The following is a 20,263-nucleotide window of genomic DNA, read 5'->3' as shown; positions in this document are numbered from 1 at the left end:
AAGGGCGAGCAGGGCACCATAAGACTGTCCGCCTATCACGAGGGCGGCCACATCATCATCTGCATCGCCGACAACGGCCGCGGCCTCAACACCGAGCGGATCAAGGCCAAGGCGCTGGCCAATGGTCTCGTCACCGAGGCTGACCTGGAAAAAATGTCGGAAGCGCAAGTTCACAAGTTCATCTTCGCGCCCGGCTTCTCCACCGCCGCGCAAGTGACCTCGGTGTCCGGCCGTGGCGTCGGCATGGACGTGGTCCGCACCAATATCGACCAGATCGGCGGCACCATCGACATCAAGAGTGTGGCCGGCGAAGGCACCAGCGTCACCATCAAGATCCCGCTGACCCTCGCCATCGTCTCGGCCCTGATCGTGGAAGCTGGCGGCGACCGCTTTGCCATCCCGCAATTGTCGGTGGTCGAACTGGTCCGCGCCCGGGCCAACTCGGAGCACCGCATCGAGCGCATCAAGGACACCGCGGTCTTGCGGCTGCGCAACAAGCTGCTGCCGCTGATCCACCTCAAGAAGCTTTTGAAGATCGACGACGGCGCCACCTCCGATCCCGAGAACGGTTTTATCGTGGTGACGCAAGTTGGCAGCCAGACCTTTGGCATCGTGGTCGACGGCGTGTTCCACACCGAAGAAATCGTGGTCAAGCCGATGTCGACCAAGCTGCGCCACATCGACATGTTCTCCGGCAACACCATTTTGGGCGATGGCGCCGTCATCATGATCATCGACCCCAACGGCATCGCCAAAGCCTTGGGCGCCTCCGGCTCGGCCGCCCACAACATGGCGGAAGAGAATGCGGCGGCCCATGTGACCGGCGAACAGCTCACTTCGCTTTTGGTGTTCCGCGCCGGCAACAGCCAGCCCAAGGCGGTGCCGCTCGGCCTCGTCACCCGCCTCGAGGAGATCGCCACCGACAAGATCGAACTGTCCAACGGCCGCTACATGGTGCAGTACCGCGAGCAGTTGATGCCGCTGGTGCAGATGGCCGGGGTCTCGGTGCAGACTCAGGGTTCCCAGCCGATCCTGGTGTTCGCCGATGACGGCCGCTCGATGGGCCTCGTGGTCGACGAGATCATCGACATCGTCGAGGAGCGCCTCCACATCGAGGTGGCCGGCAGCCAGGACGGCATTTTGGGCTCGGCCGTGATCAAGGGCCAGGCCACCGAGGTGATCGATGTCGGTCACTTCCTCCCGATGGCGTTTGCCGACTGGTTCTCCCGCAAGGAGATGCGCCCCTCCTCCAGCGCCCAGTCCGTGCTGCTGGTCGACGATAGCGCCTTCTTCCGCAACATGCTGGCCCCGGTGCTGAAAGCCGCCGGCTACAAGGTCCGCACCGCGCCGAATGCGCAGGAAGGGCTTGCCGCGCTGCGCTCGGGCCAATCCTTCGACGTCGTGCTGACCGACATCGAGATGCCCGACATGAACGGCTTTGAGTTCGCCGAAAGCATTCGCGCCGACCACAACCTCGGCCGGATGCCGATCATCGCGCTCTCCGCCATGGTCTCGCCGGCGGCGATCGAGCGCGGCCGGCAGGCCGGCTTCCACGACTATGTCGCCAAGTTCGACCGGCCCGGCCTGATCGCGGCGCTGAAGGAACAGACCGCCGAAGTGGTGCGGCAGGCTGCCTAAAGGAAACCATTCATATGACAACCAAGACCGAGACCATCGAGGGCGCCGTTGCCGAATACGTCACCGCCGTGATCGGCGGGCAGCTGTTCGGCCTGCCGATCTCGCGCGTGCAGGACGTGTTCATGCCGGAGCGGCTGACGCGGGTGCCGTTGGCGTCCTCCGAGATCGCCGGCGTGCTCAATCTGCGCGGCCGTATCGTCACCGTCATCGACATGCGCGCCCGCCTGGGCCTGCCCCGAAACGAGGACGGCAAGACGCCGATGGCGGTCGGCGTCGACCTGCGCGGCGAATCCTATGGCCTGCTGATCGACCAGATCGGCGAGGTGCTGCGCCTGCCGGAAGCGAGCTGCGAGGAGAACCCCGTCAATCTCGATCCGCGCATGGCCAAACTCGCCGGCGGCGTCCACCGCCTCGACGGCCAGCTCATGGTCGTCCTCGACGTCGATCGCGTGCTCGAACTCGCGCCCAAGGCGGCGATGGCTGCCTAGAGCATGATCCGGACCCGAAGGGCCGCGTTAGCGAAAAGTGGGAACCGGTTTTCCGAAAAGGTCATGCTCAAACAAGATTGAAAGTGCCCCAGTTGGGAGGTTTGAAAAAATGAAAACATGCCTTGTTGTCGATGACTCCAGCGTCATCCGGAAAATCGCAAGCCGGATCCTGGAAGAGATGAATTTCCGGATCATCGAGGCAGAGGACGGCGCACAGGCGCTGGAGGCCTGCAAGCAGCAACTGCCCGACGCGGTGCTGCTCGACTGGAACATGCCCGTGATGGACGGATTTGACTTCCTGATCAATCTGCGCCGCTTGCCCGGCGGCGACCAGCCGAAGGTGGTGTTCTGCACCACCGAGAACGGCATCGATCATATCTCGCGCGCGCTGCATGCCGGCGCCAACGAGTACATCATGAAGCCGTTCGACAAGGACATCGTCGCGGCCAAATTCCAGGAAGTCGGACTGATCGCGCAACCGGTGTAAGAGCCGGTTCCCCCGTGTTGTGTTGCGTTTGTTTTCGAGAGGCCGCCCGTGACCCCGCCAGACTATGAGTACCTGCGTAAGCTGCTGAAGGACCAGTCCGGTCTCGATCTGTCCGCCGACAAGCAATATCTGATCGAAAGCCGCCTGCTGCCGCTGGCGCGCAAATGCGGCCTGTCAGGCATCCCCGACATCGTTCAGAAGATGAAGGGCGGATCGGCATCGCTTCTCACCCAGGTGGTGGAAGCCATGACCACCAACGAGACATTCTTCTTCCGCGACAAGGTGCCGTTCGAGCATTTCCGCGACATGATCATGCCGGAGATCATCAAGACGCGCGCGGCCCGCAAGAGCGTCCGGATCTGGTGTGCCGCCGGCTCGACCGGGCAGGAGCCTTATTCGCTGGCGATGTGCCTGAAGGAGATGAGCGCTTCGCTCGCCGGCTGGCGGACCGAGATCATCGCCACCGACCTGTCGCAGGAGGTTCTGGAAAAATCGAAGGCCGGCATCTACAGCCAGTTCGAGGTGCAGCGCGGCCTGCCGATCCAGATGCTGGTGAAATATTTCAAGCAAACTGGCGAGTTCTGGCAGATCAATCCCGAGCTTCGCGGCATGGTGCAGCACCGGCAGCTCAACCTGCTGCACGACTTCTCCCAGCTCGGCACGTTTGACGTGATCTTCTGCCGCAACGTGCTGATCTATTTCGATCAGGACACCAAGATCAACATCTTCAACCGTCTCCAGCGAGCGACCGAGCCGGATGGCTTCCTCGTGCTGGGCGCGGCGGAGACGGTGGTCGGCCTGACCGAAACCTTCAAGCCTTATCCGGAGCGCCGCGGCCTTTACCGCCCCAACGAACAGCGCGCGGCGAAGACGTCCGCTTCCATGGCGCCGAGGCTTGCGGCGGCAGCGGGGATGTAAGATGCCCGAGGAAAAAAAGGGAACCGAGCGCGTTGCGTTCAGCCGGGGCTACGACGTCTGCATCATGGCGATCGACGGCACCTGGCGCCGCAATTGCGTCCTCAATGCCATTTCGGACACCGACGCCGCGCTCACCGTTGAAGGCTCCATCCAGGGCCTCAACCTGAAGGAATTTTTTCTGCTGCTGTCCTCGACCGGACTTGCCTATCGCCGCTGCGAACTGGTCCGCGTCAATGGAACGGAGATGGATGTCGCCTTCCTGAAGGGGAAGAACGGCAAGAAGCGGCCCGGCGGCGGGGCCGGCGTGGACATGATGATGGCCTGAGCCCGCCGGATCAGCGGCCATGTGACGCACAAGGTCTTCAAGCCTGGCCGGCGGCCGCGTTGCGTCAGAGCCGACTCTCGATCGAAACTGTGGAAAGATTCCAGTCAGTGCGCCGTCACACAACGGCTCCCGGTGGCATCATGTAGGCCAGTTCCGGATACCATCGGTTCACGAAGGAAATGCAAGGCCACCCCGAGGCCGGCATCGCAGGCTTTCAGCGCCGCGCCGGCTTTCAGGTAGCGGGGCGTGACATCGTCCAGCACGACGACATTGGCGGCGGGCAGGTCCTGAAGGGCGGCCGATGCTTCCTGCGCGACGGCCAATTCAATCATGGTCAGGCTCGCCTGGATGCGCGCGACAAGCGAAGTGAGGTCGGCGACCACAGCTTCATAGACGACATCCCGGTCATCGGACTGCGCCGGCACGCTGCTGCCTGTTCCATTATGCATGACTGCTCTCCTGCCTCCTACTTTTAGGGGGAGCCCTGCTACTTGTGGGTTAAGTGATCGTCCCGTACAAATACGGGTGCGTTCGAATCCGGTGCTCGCGTAGTACCGTTCGGCGAGTGCGCGTGATCTTTTTTCACGATGCGGGGACGATGGCACATGTCCGATAAGCCCGATGCCCGGGGCGAGATATTCGTAGTGGACGACGATCCGGCCGTCCGCGACACGCTTTCCATGGTGTTGTCGGCCGGCGGTTATCAGGTGATCTGCTTTGCCGATGGCGCCGCACTGCTGGCGGTGGCGCGAACGAGGACGCCGGCGGCCATCCTGCTCGACGTGCACATCCCCGGAAAATCCGGCCTCGATATCCTGAAAGAACTTCACGGCGAGGAATACCCGGCGCCGATCTTCATGATCTCGGGCAAGGGCGACATCGCCATGGCGGTGAGCGCGATCAAGAATGGCGCGCTCGATTTCATCGAAAAGCCGTTCCGCGGCAGCGAACTGGTCGCGCGATTGAACGAAGCCATCGAGGCCTATGTCCGCCGCAAGACGGTGGACTCCGGCTCGAAGATCGAGAAGCTGCATTTCCCCGGCCGCGAGCCGCTGACGCGGCGCGAGCGCGAAGTGCTGGAGCAATTCACCGCCGGCGCCTCCAACAAGGAAGCCGGCCGCAGCCTCGGCATCAGCCCGCGCACCATCGAGGACCATCGCGCGAACATCATGAAGAAACTGGGCGCGCGGAATGCGGCGGATCTGGTGAGGATCGTGATGACGGCGGCGAGGTCGTGAGGACGGTGACGCGAAGATGGTGAGGTATGCTACGCTATTACAAGGGCGGATTAGCGAAGCGTAATCCGCCATTCGTTGTTCAGCCATCGGCGGGTTACGCTTCGCTAACCCGCCCTACGCTTGCTTAATTCGCGGGGCCGCGACAAGTCATCCTAAAATGAGCCTGGCACACTTTGCTCAGCCTCGTCGGGCAAATCAACTTCCGATTTTCAGAAGCTATGTCAAGCCCCGAAATCAAAAATATTTCGCTTGTCAATTTCGGCAAATCAGAATTATAACGGGGCACCTCATCCCCGAGGAGGGGCGTTGGCCATCGCCACCAAACGTTGGGATGAGATGCGATGGACGCGGTCGGCGTGCTTGACGAAACGCTGATCGCGTACGGCGAAGTCGTGTGGTCCTGGCGCCGCGACGCTGGCGTCAAGCCTTGCGGAACTTCCGCGAGGCGATGGTGACAACAAGCCCGCTCACCGGGGAGATCACGTTATAAGCCGTAAAGCCATTGCGCAGGGGATGCCGGCGTGTTCACCGCTTCACCTGTATGCTCGTGTGCGCCTTCTTTGCTTGCGCAATTGGCACACGAGACCGCGGGTGCAGCGCGCACCCGGCATTCCCTGCGCCCTCTGTTTTTGAGAGGGACAACGAGATTGCGAAGACTCGGGCACAGTGTGTCGCGAGAACGCCGACACACACTCATCCGTCATCCCCGCGAAAGCGGGGATCCAGTATTCCAGAGACGCCAGTGATAGAACCGAGAAGCCGCGGCGTACTGGATCCCCGCCTTCGCGGGGATGACGGTCTTTATGAGTCCTTGTGTTGGGGATGCCGACGACTGGATCGAGCTTAGGCCCGACCCCCGCCTACGTCATCGCTCAGCCGCCGAGCGCGGTCCGGATCATGCTCGCCAGATCCGACTTGCGATAGGGCTTTGGCAACAGCAGCACGCCGGCGTCGAGCCGGCCGTGATGGATGATCGCGTTCTCGGTGTAACCTGACGTGAACAGCACCTTCAGTCCGGGCCTGCGCTTCTCGATCTCGTCGGCAAGCTGACGGCCGTTCATGCTGCCTGGCATGATCACGTCGGTGAACAGCAGGTCGAACGGGTGCCCGGCATCGACGATGGCGAGCGCCTGCACGGCGTTGCCGGCATCCAGCGTGACGTAGCCGAGCGAGCGCAGTTGCGCCAGCACGTAGTCCCGCACCAGCTTGTCGTCCTCGACGACGAGGATGGTTTCGCTGCCGCCCTGCACGGCCGGTGCTTGTATCTCCGGCGCAATGGCCGAGCCGGTGCCCGGCGGCAGATACATCCTGATCGTGGTGCCGTGGCCTTCCTCGCTGTAGATCTTGATGTGGCCGGCTGATTGCTTGACGAAGCCGTAGACCATGCTGAGCCCGAGACCGGTGCCCTTGCCCGGCCCCTTCGAGGTGAAGAACGGGTCGAACACCCGGTCGAGGATGGCGGCCGGGATGCCGGCCCCGGTGTCGCTCACCGCGATCATCGCATAGCGGCCGGGCCTGACGTCCTCGTTCGTCCTGGCGTAGTTCTCGTCGAGGTACACCGAGCCCGTCTCGATGATGAGCTTGCCGCCGTCAGGCATGGCGTCGCGGGCGTTGAGCGCGAGATTGAGGATGGCGGTGGCGAGCTGATTGGGATCGACGGTCGCAAAGCAGGCCTCGTCCTCGAACACCGATTCGACCTCGATCGGCTCGCCCAGCGCCGGCCGCAGCAGCTTTGCGGTGTCGATGATCAGCGTGTTGATGTCGACTTCGCGCGGCTGTAGCGGCTGCTTGCGGGCGAATGCCAAGAGATGCTGGGTGAGCTCGGCACCGCGCGAAGCCGCCTCGTCGATCATCCTGGTGATGACCGAAAGCTGCGGCTGGTCCGCGACCGCCTCGCCCAGAATCTCGATCGTGCCGGTGATGACCGTCAGGATGTTGTTGAAGTCGTGGGCGATGCCGCCGGTGAGCTGGCCGATCGCTTCCATTTTCTCGGCATGCCGGATGCGGTCTTCCGCCGCGATCTTGTCGGTGAGGTCGCGGATGAAGCCGTTGAACACGACGCCGCCGCGCCGACGCAGCTCGGTGATGCTGAGCTCGACCTTGATCTCCCTGCCGTCGCGCCGCAGCGCCTCGATCTCGAGACGCCGGCCCAGGATCCGGTTCTCGCCGGTGCGCAGGAAATGCTCGAGGCCGGCCCGGTGCGCCTCACGGTGATCCGGCGGGACGATCAGTGCGCCGAGTTTCCGGCCGAGCGCCTCGGCGCGCGGCCAGCCAAAGATCTTCTCGGCTTGAGAATTCCAGTCGATGATGGTGCCGGTCTCGTCCATCTGCACGAAGGCATCGAGCGCGGTATCGATGATGCCGCGCGCGAGCTGCTCGCTCTCGCGCAGGCTCTCCTGTGCAAGCCGGCTCTCAGTCATGTCGCGGCCGACGAAGAAGTAGCGCTGGACCGGTTCGGACCACGTTCCGAGCCAGGACAGCCACACCGCGCGCCCATCCTTGTGGAACACCTGCGTGTCCGACATCCTGAAGCGCTGCCCGCGCCGCGTGGCCCGCATTTCCTTGCGGGAGTTCTCGAGGTAGTCGGGGACCACGAATTCGGTGGGATCCTTGCCGATCAGCTCCTCGGGCAGGTAGCCGAGGATCATCTTGGAGCTGGGGCTGACCTGCACCAGGATGCCCCTGGAATCCATCACCAGGATCAGATCCTGCGAGGTCTCGAAAATCCGGCGGCGCTCTTCGGTCTGCTGCCGCAGCGTCGCCCGCGTCCTGTTGGCTTCGGTGATGTCGCGGGCAACTTTCGAGATGCCGATGGTTTCGCCCGACGGCGACTTGATCGGCGAGATGCTGAGCGCAACGTCGACGGGCGTGCCGTTCTTGCGAATGCGCACGGTCTCGTTCTGCTCGATCCGCTCGCCCCAGCCGATCCTGCGCCTCGTATCCTCCACTTCCGAGAGTCGTTCGGGCGGTACGATCATGGCGACGTTCTTGCCCACGGCTTCAGCCGCGCTGTAGCCGTACAGCCGCTCGGCGGCCAGGTTCCACCCCGTGATGGTGCCGTCGAGCGCCAGCGTGATGATGGCATCGTTGGAGGATTCGACCGCGGCGCTGAACAGGTGCTCGCGCTCGGCATGGCGCTCGCGCGCGGCCTCGGTGCGGCGATGTTCCTCGACCTCGCGCTCCAGCGCGATGGTCTTTGCGTTCGCCTCGTCCATCACCCGCACGAACGCGCGCGCCAGCACGCCGGTCTCGCCGGGGGCATCGACGGGAATGCGGGCGGTGCGGCCATCCGCGGCGCCTTCGACGGCCTCCGTCAGTCGCGTGATCGGTCCGGTGAGCGACCGTGCGATCAGCAGCGCGAGCACCGCCGCGCACAGCACGGCGATCAGTCCGACCAGGATCGTGCTGTTCTGGATCGTCGACGCCGGCGCCATGAACACGGCGTTTGGCGTCAGCTCGACGACGGCTACCCATTGGCTGCCGGCCAACATGGTGGGTGCGAAGGCTACCCCATCGGACCGGCCGGCTCCGTCCGGGACGAGACGTCCAAAACCCTGCGTGGCTCCGGCGGACGCCGCGAGGTAGGGCAAGTCGCGCCACCAGCCGCCGGGCTTGCCGGTTTGCGAGCCGAATTCGAGCGTGCGATCAGGATGGATGAGATAATCGCCCTTGCGATCGACAAGGTAGATATTCTCGCCCGGCCGTCCCGATGTCCTGACGCGATCGAGCGCCGCGCGCATGTCGACGTTGACGATGACGATTCCGAACGGCTTGCCATCCGGAGCCATGACCGGTTTGGCGATCCGCATCGTCGGAACCGGGGGCGTCTCGATGACACCGTTCTCCTCATTCAGGCTGATTGGAGATACGTATACCTCGCCCGGCGCCAGCTTGATCGTGTCCGCAAAGTATGGCGCATCGCCAACCCGCCTCAATTCGGCTTCGGGAACGATACGGACGGCGCCGTTCGGCCCCGAGCGATCGACACGCACGATCTCGCGATGGCCATCCGCGATTCCGATGAAGCGCAGCGAGTGGGCAGGCTTCAGCGCCATCTGCGCGGCCAGCCGGCCTTCCAGCCGCTCTCGCCAGAGCGCTTCCGTCGTGCCATCGACCGGATCGACGCCGCCATTGGTGAGCGCGCGCATCAAGCCCGTGACCGAAGCCAGACCCAGGAAGGTCGTGATATCGCCGGGCCCGGAGCGGACTTCGGACGCCAGATCGCCGGCGACGAATCGCGAATGCGTCTCGATGCGGTCCAGCACGCGCGGCAGCAGGGCCTGCTCGAGGTTGCGATAGCTCAGCCAGCCGACCGCGGATACCGCGATCGCGACCAGCAGGATCATCGCGATGGCCAGTCTGGTAGAAAGAGTCATCCCGCGCTTCGCGCTTTCCCCTTGTCCCGACACGGCGCCGGGCACAATAACGACGCCCCAGTGTCAGGAACCGGAAGCAATATTTCCGGCTGCCCGGGAGGACGATGACTGCTTCGCGGCCTCAAGACAAGCCGCAACCATCTGGTCCGCGGCTTCAATCGCTGAGATATTCCGGGTATCGCGCGCGTATCCGGGCGACTTCGCTGAGTGTCCCGGACAGATGGGTGCGCAGATGCTCCTGCGCCTCGTCGGGCTTGCCGTCGGCGATCGCCTTCGCGATCAGCTTGTGATGGCGGACGATATCCTGTGCCTTGCCGGCCGAAGGCAGATGCAGGCGGCGCAGCCGGTCGATATGGCCGCTGCGGCTGCGTACCAGCGTCCAGAGGTCCTGCTTGTCGGCGGCTTCATAAAGCCGCGTATGGAATTCGTTGTCCGCGGCCATGAACTTTTCGAAGTCGCCGGCCCTGGCGAACTGTTGCTGCCGCGCGATCGTGGCGTTGAGCTCGGCGAGCAGCGCCGCGTCATGCTGGATGGCAAGGCCGCGCACGATTTCCAACTCCAGCGCCTGCCGCAGGAAATGGGCTTGCTGAGCGCGGCGCACGTCGACGCGGCTCACGACGGTGGCGTATTGCGGGAATACTTCGACCAGGCCTTCCTCGTCGAGCTTCATCAAGGCGTCACGGACCGGCGTCGAGCTGATCCCGAACTGCTCGGCAAGTGCAGCGCGCGACAGCGCCGATCCTGGCGGCAGCTCGAGCGAGATGATCATGCCGCGCAGCCGGTCGAACACCTGCGGCGCGGCCTGCCGGTCGCGATCGAGCCGTTCGGTGGAACGCGGGGCCGTGCGGCGCGTGACGATTTCAGGTGAACCCATCGAATGCCCGGTATGCCCGAAGAGGCTTGCCTCAAATGCACTAATATATTAGTGCATCTCCAACCAATCGTCAAACGACGTCCAGCCGGGAGGAAAGCGTGATGATCAGGATGATGTGGCGGGCCTGTGCGGCCGCCATCGCGGCAGTTGCCGCACTTGGAGCGGCCTCGCCGGCGTCGGCCCAGCAAAAGAGCGAAATCCTGCTCTCGCGACAGCCCGGCATCTTCTACATGCCGTCCCACATCATGGAGAAGAACAAGCTGATCGAAAAGCATGCCGCCTCGCTCGGCGTGCCCGGGATCACCACCAAATGGCTCACGCTCAGCGGCGGCGGCGCGCAGACCGATGCGCTGCTGGCGGGCGGCGTCGATATTCTCAACACCGGCACCGGCAATCTGCTGCTGCTGTGGGATCGCACCCGCGGCGGCGTCAAGGGCATCGTCGCCACTTCGGCGCAGCCGATGACGCTGATCAGCCGCGATGCCAACATCAAGTCGCTGAAGGATATTGGTCCGAGCGACAAGATCGCGGTGCCGACCGTCAAGGTCTCCACGCAGGCGATCGTGCTACAGATCGCGGCCGCCGAACTGTTCGGCGCCGATCAATGGTCGAAGCTCGACGCCAACACCGTGCAACTCGGCCATCCCGATGCCTATGTGGCAATGAGCAATTCGCAGCACGAGGTTCGCAATCATTTTGCGATTCCGCCCTTCACCTTCCTCGAACTGAAGAACGTGCCCGGCGCCCATGTCGTGCTGCGCTCGCCCGACGTGATGGGCGGGCCGCTGAGCCAGGCGCAATTCTTCACCACCACGAAATTTGCCGACGCCAATCCAAAGATCATTCAGGCCGTGCGCGACGCCACCAAGGAAGCGCAGGATCTGATCCGCAGCGACACCAGGACGGCAGTCGAGATCTACAAGGAAATCACCGGCGACAAGACTAGCGCCGAGGATCTGCTGGCATGGCTGAAAGAGCCCGGCATGATGGAGTGGAACCTGCAGCCGCAGGGCACGATGAAATTCGCCGCCCATCTGCACAAGGTCGGCACCCTGAAGAGCATGCCGAAGGCCTGGACCGACTATTACCTGCCGGTCGCGCACGATCTGAAGGGCAACTAGCCCAGATGGCGGCGCTTCTCGACGTCAGCGGCGTGACGCTGCGCTACAAGACTTCAAGCGCGGTCGTCACCGCGACGGAGCGGGTCGATTTCAGCGTCGACCGTTCCGACCGCTTTGTGCTGCTCGGACCCTCCGGTTGCGGCAAGTCGACCTTGCTGAAGGCGGTCGGCGGCTACATGAAGCCGAGCGAAGGCACGATGCGGATCAACGGCCGCGAGATCAGCGAGCCCGGCGCCGACCGGATGATGATCTTCCAGGAATTCGACCAGCTATTGCCGTGGAAGACGGTGCTGGAAAACGTGATGTTTCCGCTGCTGATGGCGCGCAAACTGCCGCGCAAGGAGGCCGAGCCGCGCGCCCGCGCCTATATCGAGAAGGTCGGCCTCACCCGCGTGGTCGACAGCTATCCGCACACGCTGTCCGGCGGCATGAAGCAGCGCGTGGCGATCGCCCGCGGCATGGCGATGGAGCCGGACATTCTGCTGATGGACGAACCGTTCGCCGCGCTCGATGCGCTGACCCGCCGCACCTGCCAGGACGAATTGCTGCAGCTCTGGTCGGAAACCAAATTCACCGTGCTGTTCGTGACCCACTCGATCGCCGAAGCCATCAAGATCGGCAACCGCATTCTGCTGCTGTCGCCGCATCCCGGCCGGGTGAAAGCCGAGATCGTCGATGTCGACCGGGTCTCCGCCGAAGATGGCAGTGCCGCAAAGCTCGAAAAGCAGATTCACGATCTGCTGTTCGCGGCCAACGCGACGGCGCGCTAGGGAGGACGCGATGGGCGAAGCAAGAATCCTGTTGCGCGACGCTTCGTCCGCGGCAGCCGCGCCTGCCGATGTCGAGCGCAAGCTCGGCGTCGCCGAATTGCTGTGGAATGACGGCTTTGTCCGCAAGACCGTGATTGTGATTCTCCTGGCCGCAGCTTGGGAGATTTATGGCGTCCTGCTCGACAATCCGCTGCTGTTCCCGTCATTCCATGACACCGTCATCTCCATGTACGAGCGGATCAAAGACGGCACCATTCCGTTGCGGGCCTGGGCTTCGCTAAAGGTGCTGTTCATGGGGTATGTGGTCGGCATAGTGCTGGCTGCTATCTTCACCATCCTCGCCATCTCGACCCGCATCGGTACCGATTTCCTCGAAACTGTTACGGCGATGTTCGCTCCCTTGCCGGCGATCGCGCTGTTGCCGCTGGCGCTGATCTGGTTCGGACTCGGCAATGGCAGCCTCGTCTTCGTGCTGGTGCATTCGGTGCTGTGGCCGGTGGCGCTCAACACACATTCCGGCTTCAAGAGCGTGTCCAACACGCTGCGCATGGTCGGCCGCAATTACGGCCTGCGCGGCTTGCCCTATGTCGCGCGCATATTAATTCCCGCCGCGTTCGGCCCGATCCTCACCGGCCTGAAGATCGGCTGGGCGTTCGCCTGGCGCACGCTGATCGCGGCCGAGCTCGTGTTCGGCGTCTCCTCAGGGCAGGGCGGGCTCGGCTGGTTCATCTTCGAGAACCGAAATCTCCTGGATATTCCGGCCGTGTTCGCCGGGCTATTGACTGTCATCGTGATCGGCCTCGTGGTCGAAAACCTGATCTTCCGCACCATCGAGCGCAACACGGTCCAGAAATGGGGCACACAAACATGACAACAAGAAAGAAGACCCCCGATCAGCTCCGCAGCGCCCGCTGGTTCGCGCCCGACGATCTGCGTGCTTTCGGCCACCGCTCGCGCGCGATGCAGATGGGCTACGCGCCGGAGGAGTGGAAGGGTCGTCCCGTTATCGCGATCCTCAACACCTGGTCGGATGTGCAGCCCTGCCACATGCATTTCAAGAGCCGGGTCGACGACGTCAAGCGCGGCATCTTCATGGCCGGCGGCTTTCCAGTGGAACTGCCGGCGCTGTCGTTGTCGGAATCGCTACAGAAGCCGACCACCATGCTCTATCGCAATCTGCTGGCGATGGATGCCGAGGAATTGCTGCGCGGCCACCCCGTCGACGGCACGGTGCTGATGGGCGGCTGCGACAAGACCACGCCGGGCCTGCTGCTCGGCGCCACCAGCATGAACATCCCCACCATCTATCTGCCGGCCGGCCCGATGCTGCGCGGCAACTGGAAAGGCAAGACGCTCGGTTCGGGCTCGGATGCCTGGAAGTATTGGGACGAGCGGCGCGCCGGAAAAATTTCCGACAAGGACTGGGTCGATGTCGAGGCCGGTATCGCCCGCAGCTACGGCACCTGCATGACCATGGGCACGGCCTCGACCATGACGGCGATCGCGGAATCGATCGGCATGACCTTGCCCGGCGCATCGTCGATCCCCGCTGCGGATGCGGGTCACATTCGCATGGCTTCCGAATGCGGCCGCCGCATCGTCGAGATGGTATGGGAAGATCTCACGCCACAAAAAATCCAGACCCGCAAGGCGTTCGAGAACGCCATCACGGTGGCGATGGCGATGGGCTGCTCGACCAATGCGATCATCCATCTGATCGCGCAGGCCCGCCGCGCCGGCCAGGACATCGGCCTAGATGATTTCGAGAAGGCGAGCCGCAAGGTGCCCGTGATCGCCAACGTGCGGCCCAGCGGCGACACCTATCTGATGGAGGACTTCTTCTACGCCGGCGGTCTGCCGGGTTTGATGAGCCGCATCAGGGATCATCTGCATCTCGATTGCGTGACCGTGACCGGCAAGACGCTCGGGGAGAACATCGCGGGCGCCGAAGTCTATAATGACGACGTCATCCGCACCGTCGAGAATCCGATCTACAAGGAAGGCGCATTGGCGGTGCTGAAGGGCAACCTCGCGCCCGATGGCTGTGTCATCAAGCCGAGCGCTTGCGAACCGCGCTTTCTCAAGCACACCGGCACGGCGCTGGTATTCGACGATTATCCCTCGATGAAGAAGGCGGTCGATGATCCCAACCTCGATGTCACTGCCGATCATGTGCTGATCCTGCGCAATGCAGGGCCGCAGGGCGGGCCAGGCATGCCGGAATGGGGCATGCTGCCGATTCCGACAAAACTCGTGAAGCAGGGCGTGCGCGACATGGTACGCCTGTCGGACGCGCGCATGAGCGGCACCAGCTACGGCGCCTGCATCCTGCATGTCTCGCCGGAATCCTATATCGGCGGCCCGCTCGCGCTGGTGCGGAATGGCGACAAGATCACGCTCGACGTCGCCGCGCGCACCATCAATCTTGAAGTGCCGGAAGCGGAACTCGCAAAACGCCGCGCCGAGTGGAAGCAGCCCGAGCGCCGCTTCGAGCGCGGCTATGGCTGGATGTTCTCGAAGCACATCAAGCAGGCCAACGAGGGCTGCGACTTCGATTTCCTTGAAACAGGCTTCGGCGCGCCAGTCGGCGAGCCGTCGATTTATTAGCGCTGTCGTTCCGGGGCGCGAAGCGAACCCGGAATCTCGAGATTCTCAGGGGCGCAAGTGCGCCCCATAGTTCGATGCTCGCGCATCGCCCCGGAATGACGACAAGAGGATGGATGAACATGAGCAAACTAAGCGACGCCACCCGTAACAAACTCAAGAGCATCTCCACCGCTACCGTCGCAACCGCGCTGTTCAAGCGCGGCCTCCGCATCCAGATGATTCAGGACGTCCGTCCGCTCAGTCCCGACCAGCCGACGCTGGTTGGCGAAGCCTTCACGCTGCGCTACATGCCGGCGCGCGAGGACCTCAACAAGATCGACGTGTTCCGCGACCGCTCGCATCCCCAGCGCAAGGCGATCGAGGATTGCCCGCCCGGCGCGGTGCTTGTCATGGACAGCCGCAAGGACGCCCGCGCCGCTTCCGCCGGCGCCATTCTGGTGACGCGGCTGATGAAGCGCGGCTGCGCCGGCGTCGTCACCGACGGCGGCTTTCGCGATTCGGCCGAGATCGCAAAACTCGGCTTTCCTGCCTACCACCACCGCCCGAGCGCGCCGACCAATCTGACGCTGCATCAGGCGATCGAGATCAACGTGCCGATCGGCTGCGGCGACGCGCCGGTGTTCCCCGGCGACGTCATCCTCGGCGATGCCGACGGCGTGATCGTGATTCCCGCGCATCTCGCCGACGAGATCGCAGACGAAACATTCGAAATGACGGCGTTCGAGGATTTCGTCACCGAGGAAGTCCAGAGGGGCCGCGGCATTTTCGGACTGTATCCGGCGACGGATGAAAAGACGCTGACCGATTTCGCGGCTTGGCGAAAGGCAAACGGACGATAGCGCCTGCCGCGACAACAAACACAGCCGGCCGACAGAGCCGGCGTGCATCGTAAAACCCAGGGAGAACGACCATGAGCATCACACGACGCCATCTGCTTGCCGGCACCGGGGCCGCTGCGGCCACGGCCACGGCACTTGCTTCTCGTTCCGCTGCCGCGCAGTCCTTCCCGTTCACGCCGAACCAGCGCTATCCCGATCCGGCGGTTCAGATTCTCGACCCGGGCTTTGCAAAATACCGGATCTATTCCAGCACGCTGGAGCAGGTCGCGACCGGCTTTCGCTGGGCCGAAGGGCCGGTGTATTTCCCGGAAGGCGGTTACCTGCTGTTCTCCGACATCCCCAACAACCGGATCATGAAGTTCGACGAGAAGACCGGCCAGACCACGGTGTTCCGCAATCCGGCGAACTATGCCAACGGCAACGCGCGCGACCGTCAGGGCCGCCTCGTCACCTGCGAGCACTCGGTCACCCGACGCATTACCCGCACCGAGAAGGACGGCAAGGTCACGGTGCTGGCCGACAAGTTCGAGGGCAAGCGGCTGAATGCGCCGAACGACATCGTCATGAAATCCGACGACTCGATCTGGTTCACCGATCCGCTGTTCGGCATCAATGGCGAGTGGGAAGGCAAGAAGGAAAAGCCGGAGCAGGCGACCACCAACGTCTATCGCCTGTCGAAGGATGGCAAGCTCACTGCCGTCATCACGGACATCGTCAATCCCAACGGCCTTGCCTTCTCGCCGGACGAGAAGAAGCTCTACGTCGTCGAGTGGAAGGGCACGCCCAACCGCAGCATCTGGGGTTACGACGTCAACGCCGACGGCACGCTCGGCAGCCGGACCAAGATCATCGATGCCGCCGACCAGGGCGCGCTCGATGGTTTCCGTGTCGATCGCGACGGCAATCTGTGGTGCGGCTGGGGCAGCAATGGCGCGCTGCAAAGCGAGCCGACCGAGGTCGGCAACCGCAAGGTATTTCAGCTCAGGGGCAAGTCGGAAGATCTGGACGGCGTGATGGTGTTCAATCCCGAGGGCAAGCCGCTTGCGTTCATTCGCCTGCCGGAGCGCTGCGCCAATCTCTGCTTCGGCGGGCCGAAGAACAACCGCGTCTACATGACGGCATGTCATTCCGTGTACGCGCTGTATGTGGAGTCGCACGGCGCGGTGTGATGGCGCTGGACCTTGAAGAACGTAGCCCGGATGGATCTAAATAATTCCGGGCTACGAAAGCGCCTCTCCCGCAAGCGAGCGGTGCGCCCTAATTGCGGCCTGCCGAGGCGTTCGTCTGCCGCAGCACGGTGGTCTTTTCGCCGGGCTTGACCTGATCGATCACGAGCAGCTTGACCGGCTCGGCGCCGATATTCTCGGCCTTGTGCCACTGTCCGCGCGACTCCACGATGAAATCGCCGGGCTTGAATTCATCGCTCTTGCCCGTCTCGGTATTGGTGATCCGCAACCTGCCGGACAGCACATAGCCATAGCGCTGCGAGTTATGCTCGTGTTCGGGCAACTTCGCGCCGGGCGGAACTTCGTAGATCGAGGTGATAAGCTGGACGTTGCCTTGCGGCAGCACGATTGGCTGGCCGCTCGTGGTGACGGTGGTGGTGAGCAGCGGGCTCACTTTAACCGCGCTAGTCGCGTCGGCTTTGACCGCATCGGCATTTGCCGACAGCGGAGTCGCCAGTATCAGCAGCGCGGCTGCCACGCAGATGCTTCTGTTCATGGCTTATTCCTTCGCGCCCCGTCCACCATTTCGGGAGGCGATCATTGCTGCGCAATATCAACCCGCTGACAATGCCGTTACCGGGCAGGCGCAACGCTCGCCGTGAACTCACAACATTCCCGGCCTGAACAGCTTGCGAAATCTCGCTGTCTCCTCGCCGGAGATCATGAATTCGCCATCGCCGCGATAGTGGATCGTTTTCGGCACCTTCGGCGAAGTCGCGACATGCGCCTTCACCACCTCGAACACGAACATGTTGTATTTGTTCACCCAGCCCGCATCGGCCAGCGTGCACTCGAAACTGGCGTAGCATTCGTCGATCAGCGGCGCGCGGACATGGGTGCCGGGCTTTGGCGTGAGGCCGAACTCGGCAAACTTGTCGATGTAGCGCCCCGAGGTGTTGCCGATCTTCACGACCGTTTCGGCGATATCGACGGTCGGGATGTTGACGACGCATTGCTTGCTGTCGCGGATCAGATCAAAGCTGTGGTTTCCGCCCGAGATCAGGCAGCCGATCAGGGCAGGCGAAAACTCCAGCACCATGTGCCAGCCCATGGTCATGATATTGGTCTGGTCCTTGTGCGCGGAGCTGACCAGCACGATCGGTCCCGGCTCGAGGAAGCGGCGGACATTGTGAGTGGGAAAATCCTGCTTCCTGTACCGCCGCATGCTGCCTACACCTCCGCCTTGTCCGCCAATCCCACCGCCCACAGTGCAAACGCATAGACGATCGCGATCTCGTCCAGCCGGTTGAAGCGGCCGGAGGCGCCGCCATGGCCGGCGCCCATGTTGGTGCGCAGCAGCACCGGGCCGCCGCCGGTCATGGTCGCGCGCAGCCGTGCGATCCATTTGGCCGGCTCCCAATAGGTGACGCGCGGGTCGGTGAGGCCGCCCATCGCGAGGATCGCCGGATAGTCCCTGGCCGCAACATTGTCATAGGGCGAATAGGACAGGATGGTGCGAAAGTCCTTCTCGCTTTCGATCGGATTGCCCCATTCCGGCCATTCCGGCGGCGTCAGCGGCAGGCTGTCGTCGAGCATGGTGTTGAGCACGTCGACGAACGGCACCTCCGCGACGATGCCGGCGAACAGTTCGCCGGCGCGGTTGGCGACCGCGCCCATCAGCATGCCGCCGGCGCTGCCGCCATGGCCGACGATCTGCTTCGCACTGGTGTATTTTGCATCACACAGCGCGCGGCCGGCGGCCGGGAAATCGTCAAAGCTGTTGGTCTTCTTCTCGCGCTTGCCGTCGAGATACCAGCCCCAGCCCTTGTCGGCGCCGCCGCGGATATGCGCAATCGCATAGACAAAGCCGCGGTCGACCAGCGACAGGCGGTTGGTGTTGAATGAAGCCGGCATCGCCATGCCGTAGGAGCCGTAGCCGTACAGCAGCAGCGGCGCGCTTCCATCGAGGACAAAGTCCTTGCGGTGCAGGATCGACACCGGCACCAGCGCCCCGTCATGCGAGGTCGACATGATGCGGGTGGTGACGTAATCGGCCGGGTTATGTCCGGACGGAATTTCCTGGCGCTTGCGCAAGACGCGCGTCCGCTTCGCCATATCGTAGTCGTAGACTTCCGACGGTGTCGTCATCGAGGAATAGGAGAAGCGCAGATTCGTCGTTTCGAATTCGTAGCCGCCCATGGTGTCGAGCGAATAGGCGGCTTCATCGAAGGCGATTGCGTGCTCCTCGCCGCTGTCGAGGTCGCGGATCACGATCGCCGGCAGTGCATTGGCGCGCTCCAGCCGCACCATGTGCCCGGCATAGAGCTCGACATCGAGCACGTAGATGCCCTCGCGATGCGGAATGAGATCGCGCCAGTTGGCGCGCTCAGGTGAGGCGAGCGGCGCTGTGGCGATCTTGAAATCGATCGCGCCGTCGGCGTTGGTGAGAATGTAGAGCTGCTCGCCGCGGTCGTTGACCCCATACTGCACGCCTTCCTGGCGCGCGGCGACCAGCCGCGGCGCTGCATCGGGATTGGCGAGGTCGATCAGCCGCTGCTCGGACGTCTCGTGATCGCCGCCGGCGATCACGCAGTACCGGCCGGATGAGCTCTCGTGCAGATGGGTGAACCAGCCGGAATCCTGCTCCTCATAGACCAGGATGTCGTCGGCCTGTTTGGTACCGAGCCGATGCCGCCACACCTGCATTGGCCGGTGATTGTCGTCGAGCTTGACGTAGAAAAAACTCTTGCCGTCCTTGCTCCAGACGGCCGCGCCGTCGGTCTCCTCGACGAGGTCGTCGAGATCCTTGCCCGTCGCCCAGTCGCGCACGCGGATCGAAAAATATTCCGAACCCTTTGTGTCGGCGCTCCAGGCGTGCAGCTTGTGGTCAGGCGAGTGCCGGCTGCCGCCGAACTTGAAGTATTTATGGTCGGCGGCGAGCGCATCGCCGTCGAGCACGATATCAACCTCGCCGCCTTCGCGCGGCATGCGGCCGAACAGCTCATGCTGCCCGCCCTCGCGAAATTTTCGTAAATAGGCGTAGGGACCGTCGGGCGAGGGCACGGAGGAATCGTCCTCCTTGATCCGCCCGCGCATCTCTGCGACCAGCTTTTTCTGGAGGGCATCCGTGTGGCCGAGCAGGCTCTCGGTATAGTCGTTCTCCGCTTCCAGATATTTCCGGATGTCGGCATCGAGGATCGACGGGTCGCGCAGCACCTCCTGCCATTTGGCGTCTTTCAGCCAGGCATAGTCGTCCGTCACGGTGATGCCGTGGGTCGTGAAGGAATGCGCCCGGCGCGGCGCGATAGGGGCTGCCTGCGATTTCGCGGCTTTTCTGGCTAGCGTCACGTAATTCCTCGTTTCGGTCCTGCGAATACTCACCGTTATATCGGTGCAAACGCTGGGATTACCAGCCG

At 63.3% G+C, this 20,263-nt stretch carries 18 protein-coding genes; 12 read left to right on the top strand and 6 right to left on the bottom strand.

Annotated features, from left to right (window positions below; all coding sequences use genetic code 11):
• The 5 genes from JQ628_RS24975 to JQ628_RS24955 all read left to right on the top strand — a co-directional run.
• A partial coding sequence (locus JQ628_RS24975; RefSeq protein ID WP_212226398.1) for a hybrid sensor histidine kinase/response regulator occupies positions 1 to 1,638 on the top strand: 1,638 nt, incomplete at its 5' end.
• A gap of 14 nt (positions 1,639 to 1,652) precedes the next feature.
• On the top strand, positions 1,653 to 2,126 hold the full coding sequence (locus JQ628_RS24970) for a chemotaxis protein CheW (RefSeq protein ID WP_212226389.1): 474 nt from the start codon (positions 1,653 to 1,655) through the stop codon (positions 2,124 to 2,126).
• A gap of 109 nt (positions 2,127 to 2,235) precedes the next feature.
• Positions 2,236 to 2,613, top strand: a complete 378-nt coding sequence (locus JQ628_RS24965) for a response regulator (protein ID WP_212226386.1) — start codon at positions 2,236 to 2,238, stop codon at positions 2,611 to 2,613.
• Positions 2,614 to 2,661: 48 nt separating this feature from the next.
• Entirely contained in the window at positions 2,662 to 3,531 is an 870-nt protein-coding gene (locus JQ628_RS24960) for a CheR family methyltransferase (RefSeq protein WP_212226383.1), read from the top strand.
• Between the two features lies 1 nt (position 3,532).
• On the top strand, positions 3,533 to 3,856 hold the full coding sequence (locus JQ628_RS24955) for a PilZ domain-containing protein (protein ID WP_212226380.1): 324 nt from the start codon (positions 3,533 to 3,535) through the stop codon (positions 3,854 to 3,856).
• Positions 3,857 to 3,960: 104 nt separating this feature from the next.
• On the opposite strand, the gene JQ628_RS24950 is transcribed toward JQ628_RS24955, so the two are convergent.
• The gene (locus tag JQ628_RS24950; protein WP_212226378.1) at positions 3,961 to 4,305 is read right to left on the bottom strand and encodes a hypothetical protein; all 345 of its coding nucleotides are present in this window, start codon (positions 4,303 to 4,305) and stop codon (positions 3,961 to 3,963) included.
• 156 nt (positions 4,306 to 4,461) lie between these two features.
• Here JQ628_RS24950 and JQ628_RS24945 point away from each other — a divergent pair, with 156 nt between their 5' ends.
• Positions 4,462 to 5,094: a response regulator transcription factor gene (locus tag JQ628_RS24945; RefSeq protein WP_212226376.1), complete on the top strand. Its 633-nt coding sequence runs from the start codon at positions 4,462 to 4,464 to the stop codon at positions 5,092 to 5,094.
• A gap of 872 nt (positions 5,095 to 5,966) precedes the next feature.
• Here JQ628_RS24945 and JQ628_RS24940 read toward each other — a convergent pair.
• Positions 5,967 to 9,470, bottom strand: a complete 3,504-nt coding sequence (locus JQ628_RS24940) for a PAS domain S-box protein (RefSeq protein ID WP_212226375.1) — start codon at positions 9,468 to 9,470, stop codon at positions 5,967 to 5,969.
• Between the two features lie 154 nt (positions 9,471 to 9,624).
• Complete coding sequence (locus JQ628_RS24935) at positions 9,625 to 10,344, bottom strand: GntR family transcriptional regulator (RefSeq protein ID WP_212226374.1); 720 nt, start codon at positions 10,342 to 10,344, stop codon at positions 9,625 to 9,627.
• 113 nt (positions 10,345 to 10,457) lie between these two features.
• Here JQ628_RS24935 and JQ628_RS24930 point away from each other — a divergent pair, with 113 nt between their 5' ends.
• The 6 genes from JQ628_RS24930 to JQ628_RS24905 all read left to right on the top strand — a co-directional run bounded on the left by JQ628_RS24930 (position 10,458) and on the right by JQ628_RS24905 (position 16,850).
• Positions 10,458 to 11,465: an ABC transporter substrate-binding protein gene (locus JQ628_RS24930; RefSeq protein WP_433996163.1), complete on the top strand. Its 1,008-nt coding sequence runs from the start codon at positions 10,458 to 10,460 to the stop codon at positions 11,463 to 11,465.
• 5 nt (positions 11,466 to 11,470) lie between these two features.
• Positions 11,471 to 12,235 carry an ABC transporter ATP-binding protein gene (locus JQ628_RS24925; protein WP_212226372.1) on the top strand — a complete coding sequence of 255 codons (765 nt, stop codon included), beginning with the start codon at positions 11,471 to 11,473 and terminating at the stop codon, positions 12,233 to 12,235.
• Between the two features lie 10 nt (positions 12,236 to 12,245).
• Positions 12,246 to 13,106 (top strand): ABC transporter permease, encoded by an 861-nt coding sequence (locus JQ628_RS24920; RefSeq protein WP_212226370.1) that lies wholly within the window; start codon positions 12,246 to 12,248, stop codon positions 13,104 to 13,106.
• On the top strand, positions 13,103 to 14,842 hold the full coding sequence (gene araD / locus JQ628_RS24915) for an L-arabinonate dehydratase (RefSeq protein ID WP_212226368.1): 1,740 nt from the start codon (positions 13,103 to 13,105) through the stop codon (positions 14,840 to 14,842). The genes JQ628_RS24920 and araD overlap by 4 nt, the downstream gene beginning before the upstream one ends.
• A gap of 119 nt (positions 14,843 to 14,961) precedes the next feature.
• Positions 14,962 to 15,681 carry a ribonuclease activity regulator RraA gene (locus JQ628_RS24910; protein WP_212226366.1) on the top strand — a complete coding sequence of 240 codons (720 nt, stop codon included), beginning with the start codon at positions 14,962 to 14,964 and terminating at the stop codon, positions 15,679 to 15,681.
• Positions 15,682 to 15,752: 71 nt separating this feature from the next.
• Positions 15,753 to 16,850 carry an SMP-30/gluconolactonase/LRE family protein gene (locus JQ628_RS24905; protein ID WP_212226363.1) on the top strand — a complete coding sequence of 366 codons (1,098 nt, stop codon included), beginning with the start codon at positions 15,753 to 15,755 and terminating at the stop codon, positions 16,848 to 16,850.
• An 88-nt stretch (positions 16,851 to 16,938) separates the two neighbouring features.
• Here the strand turns inward: JQ628_RS24905 and JQ628_RS24900 are convergent, their stop codons facing one another.
• The 3 genes from JQ628_RS24900 to JQ628_RS24890 all read right to left on the bottom strand — a co-directional run bounded on the left by JQ628_RS24900 (position 16,939) and on the right by JQ628_RS24890 (position 20,195).
• A complete protein-coding gene (locus tag JQ628_RS24900; RefSeq protein ID WP_212226360.1) occupies positions 16,939 to 17,403 on the bottom strand; it encodes a cupin domain-containing protein in 465 nt (154 codons plus the stop codon).
• Positions 17,404 to 17,511: 108 nt separating this feature from the next.
• Positions 17,512 to 18,072, bottom strand: coding sequence for a flavin reductase family protein (locus JQ628_RS24895; protein WP_212226357.1), 561 nt, complete (start codon positions 18,070 to 18,072; stop codon positions 17,512 to 17,514).
• A 5-nt stretch (positions 18,073 to 18,077) separates the two neighbouring features.
• Complete coding sequence (locus tag JQ628_RS24890) at positions 18,078 to 20,195, bottom strand: S9 family peptidase (protein ID WP_212226354.1); 2,118 nt, start codon at positions 20,193 to 20,195, stop codon at positions 18,078 to 18,080.
• Between the last annotated feature and the right edge of the window lie 68 nt (positions 20,196 to 20,263).

It is taken from the genome of Bradyrhizobium lablabi, from assembly GCF_018129385.1.
In the GTDB taxonomy this organism is placed as follows: domain Bacteria; phylum Pseudomonadota; class Alphaproteobacteria; order Rhizobiales; family Xanthobacteraceae; genus Bradyrhizobium; species Bradyrhizobium lablabi_C.
This window is presented reverse-complemented; position numbering and strand designations above follow the sequence as displayed.

Bases quoted from the DNA above. Each gene is read 5' to 3' on its own strand.
- araD (WP_212226368.1), top strand. From the start codon at position 13,103: ATGACAACAAGAAAGAAGACCCCCGATCAGCTCCGCAGCGCCCGCTGG.
- JQ628_RS24900 (WP_212226360.1), bottom strand. From the start codon at position 17,403: ATGAACAGAAGCATCTGCGTGGCAGCCGCGCTGCTGATACTGGCGACT.
- JQ628_RS24965 (WP_212226386.1), top strand. From the start codon at position 2,236: ATGAAAACATGCCTTGTTGTCGATGACTCCAGCGTCATCCGGAAAATC.
- JQ628_RS24955 (WP_212226380.1), top strand. From the start codon at position 3,533: ATGCCCGAGGAAAAAAAGGGAACCGAGCGCGTTGCGTTCAGCCGGGGC.
- JQ628_RS24930 (WP_433996163.1), top strand. From the start codon at position 10,458: ATGTGGCGGGCCTGTGCGGCCGCCATCGCGGCAGTTGCCGCACTTGGA.
- JQ628_RS24950 (WP_212226378.1), bottom strand. From the start codon at position 4,305: ATGCATAATGGAACAGGCAGCAGCGTGCCGGCGCAGTCCGATGACCGG.
- JQ628_RS24910 (WP_212226366.1), top strand. From the start codon at position 14,962: ATGAGCAAACTAAGCGACGCCACCCGTAACAAACTCAAGAGCATCTCC.
- JQ628_RS24925 (WP_212226372.1), top strand. From the start codon at position 11,471: ATGGCGGCGCTTCTCGACGTCAGCGGCGTGACGCTGCGCTACAAGACT.
- JQ628_RS24920 (WP_212226370.1), top strand. From the start codon at position 12,246: ATGGGCGAAGCAAGAATCCTGTTGCGCGACGCTTCGTCCGCGGCAGCC.
- JQ628_RS24970 (WP_212226389.1), top strand. From the start codon at position 1,653: ATGACAACCAAGACCGAGACCATCGAGGGCGCCGTTGCCGAATACGTC.
- JQ628_RS24935 (WP_212226374.1), bottom strand. From the start codon at position 10,344: ATGGGTTCACCTGAAATCGTCACGCGCCGCACGGCCCCGCGTTCCACC.
- JQ628_RS24905 (WP_212226363.1), top strand. From the start codon at position 15,753: ATGAGCATCACACGACGCCATCTGCTTGCCGGCACCGGGGCCGCTGCG.
- JQ628_RS24895 (WP_212226357.1), bottom strand. From the start codon at position 18,072: ATGCGGCGGTACAGGAAGCAGGATTTTCCCACTCACAATGTCCGCCGC.
- JQ628_RS24945 (WP_212226376.1), top strand. From the start codon at position 4,462: ATGTCCGATAAGCCCGATGCCCGGGGCGAGATATTCGTAGTGGACGAC.
- JQ628_RS24940 (WP_212226375.1), bottom strand. From the start codon at position 9,470: ATGACTCTTTCTACCAGACTGGCCATCGCGATGATCCTGCTGGTCGCG.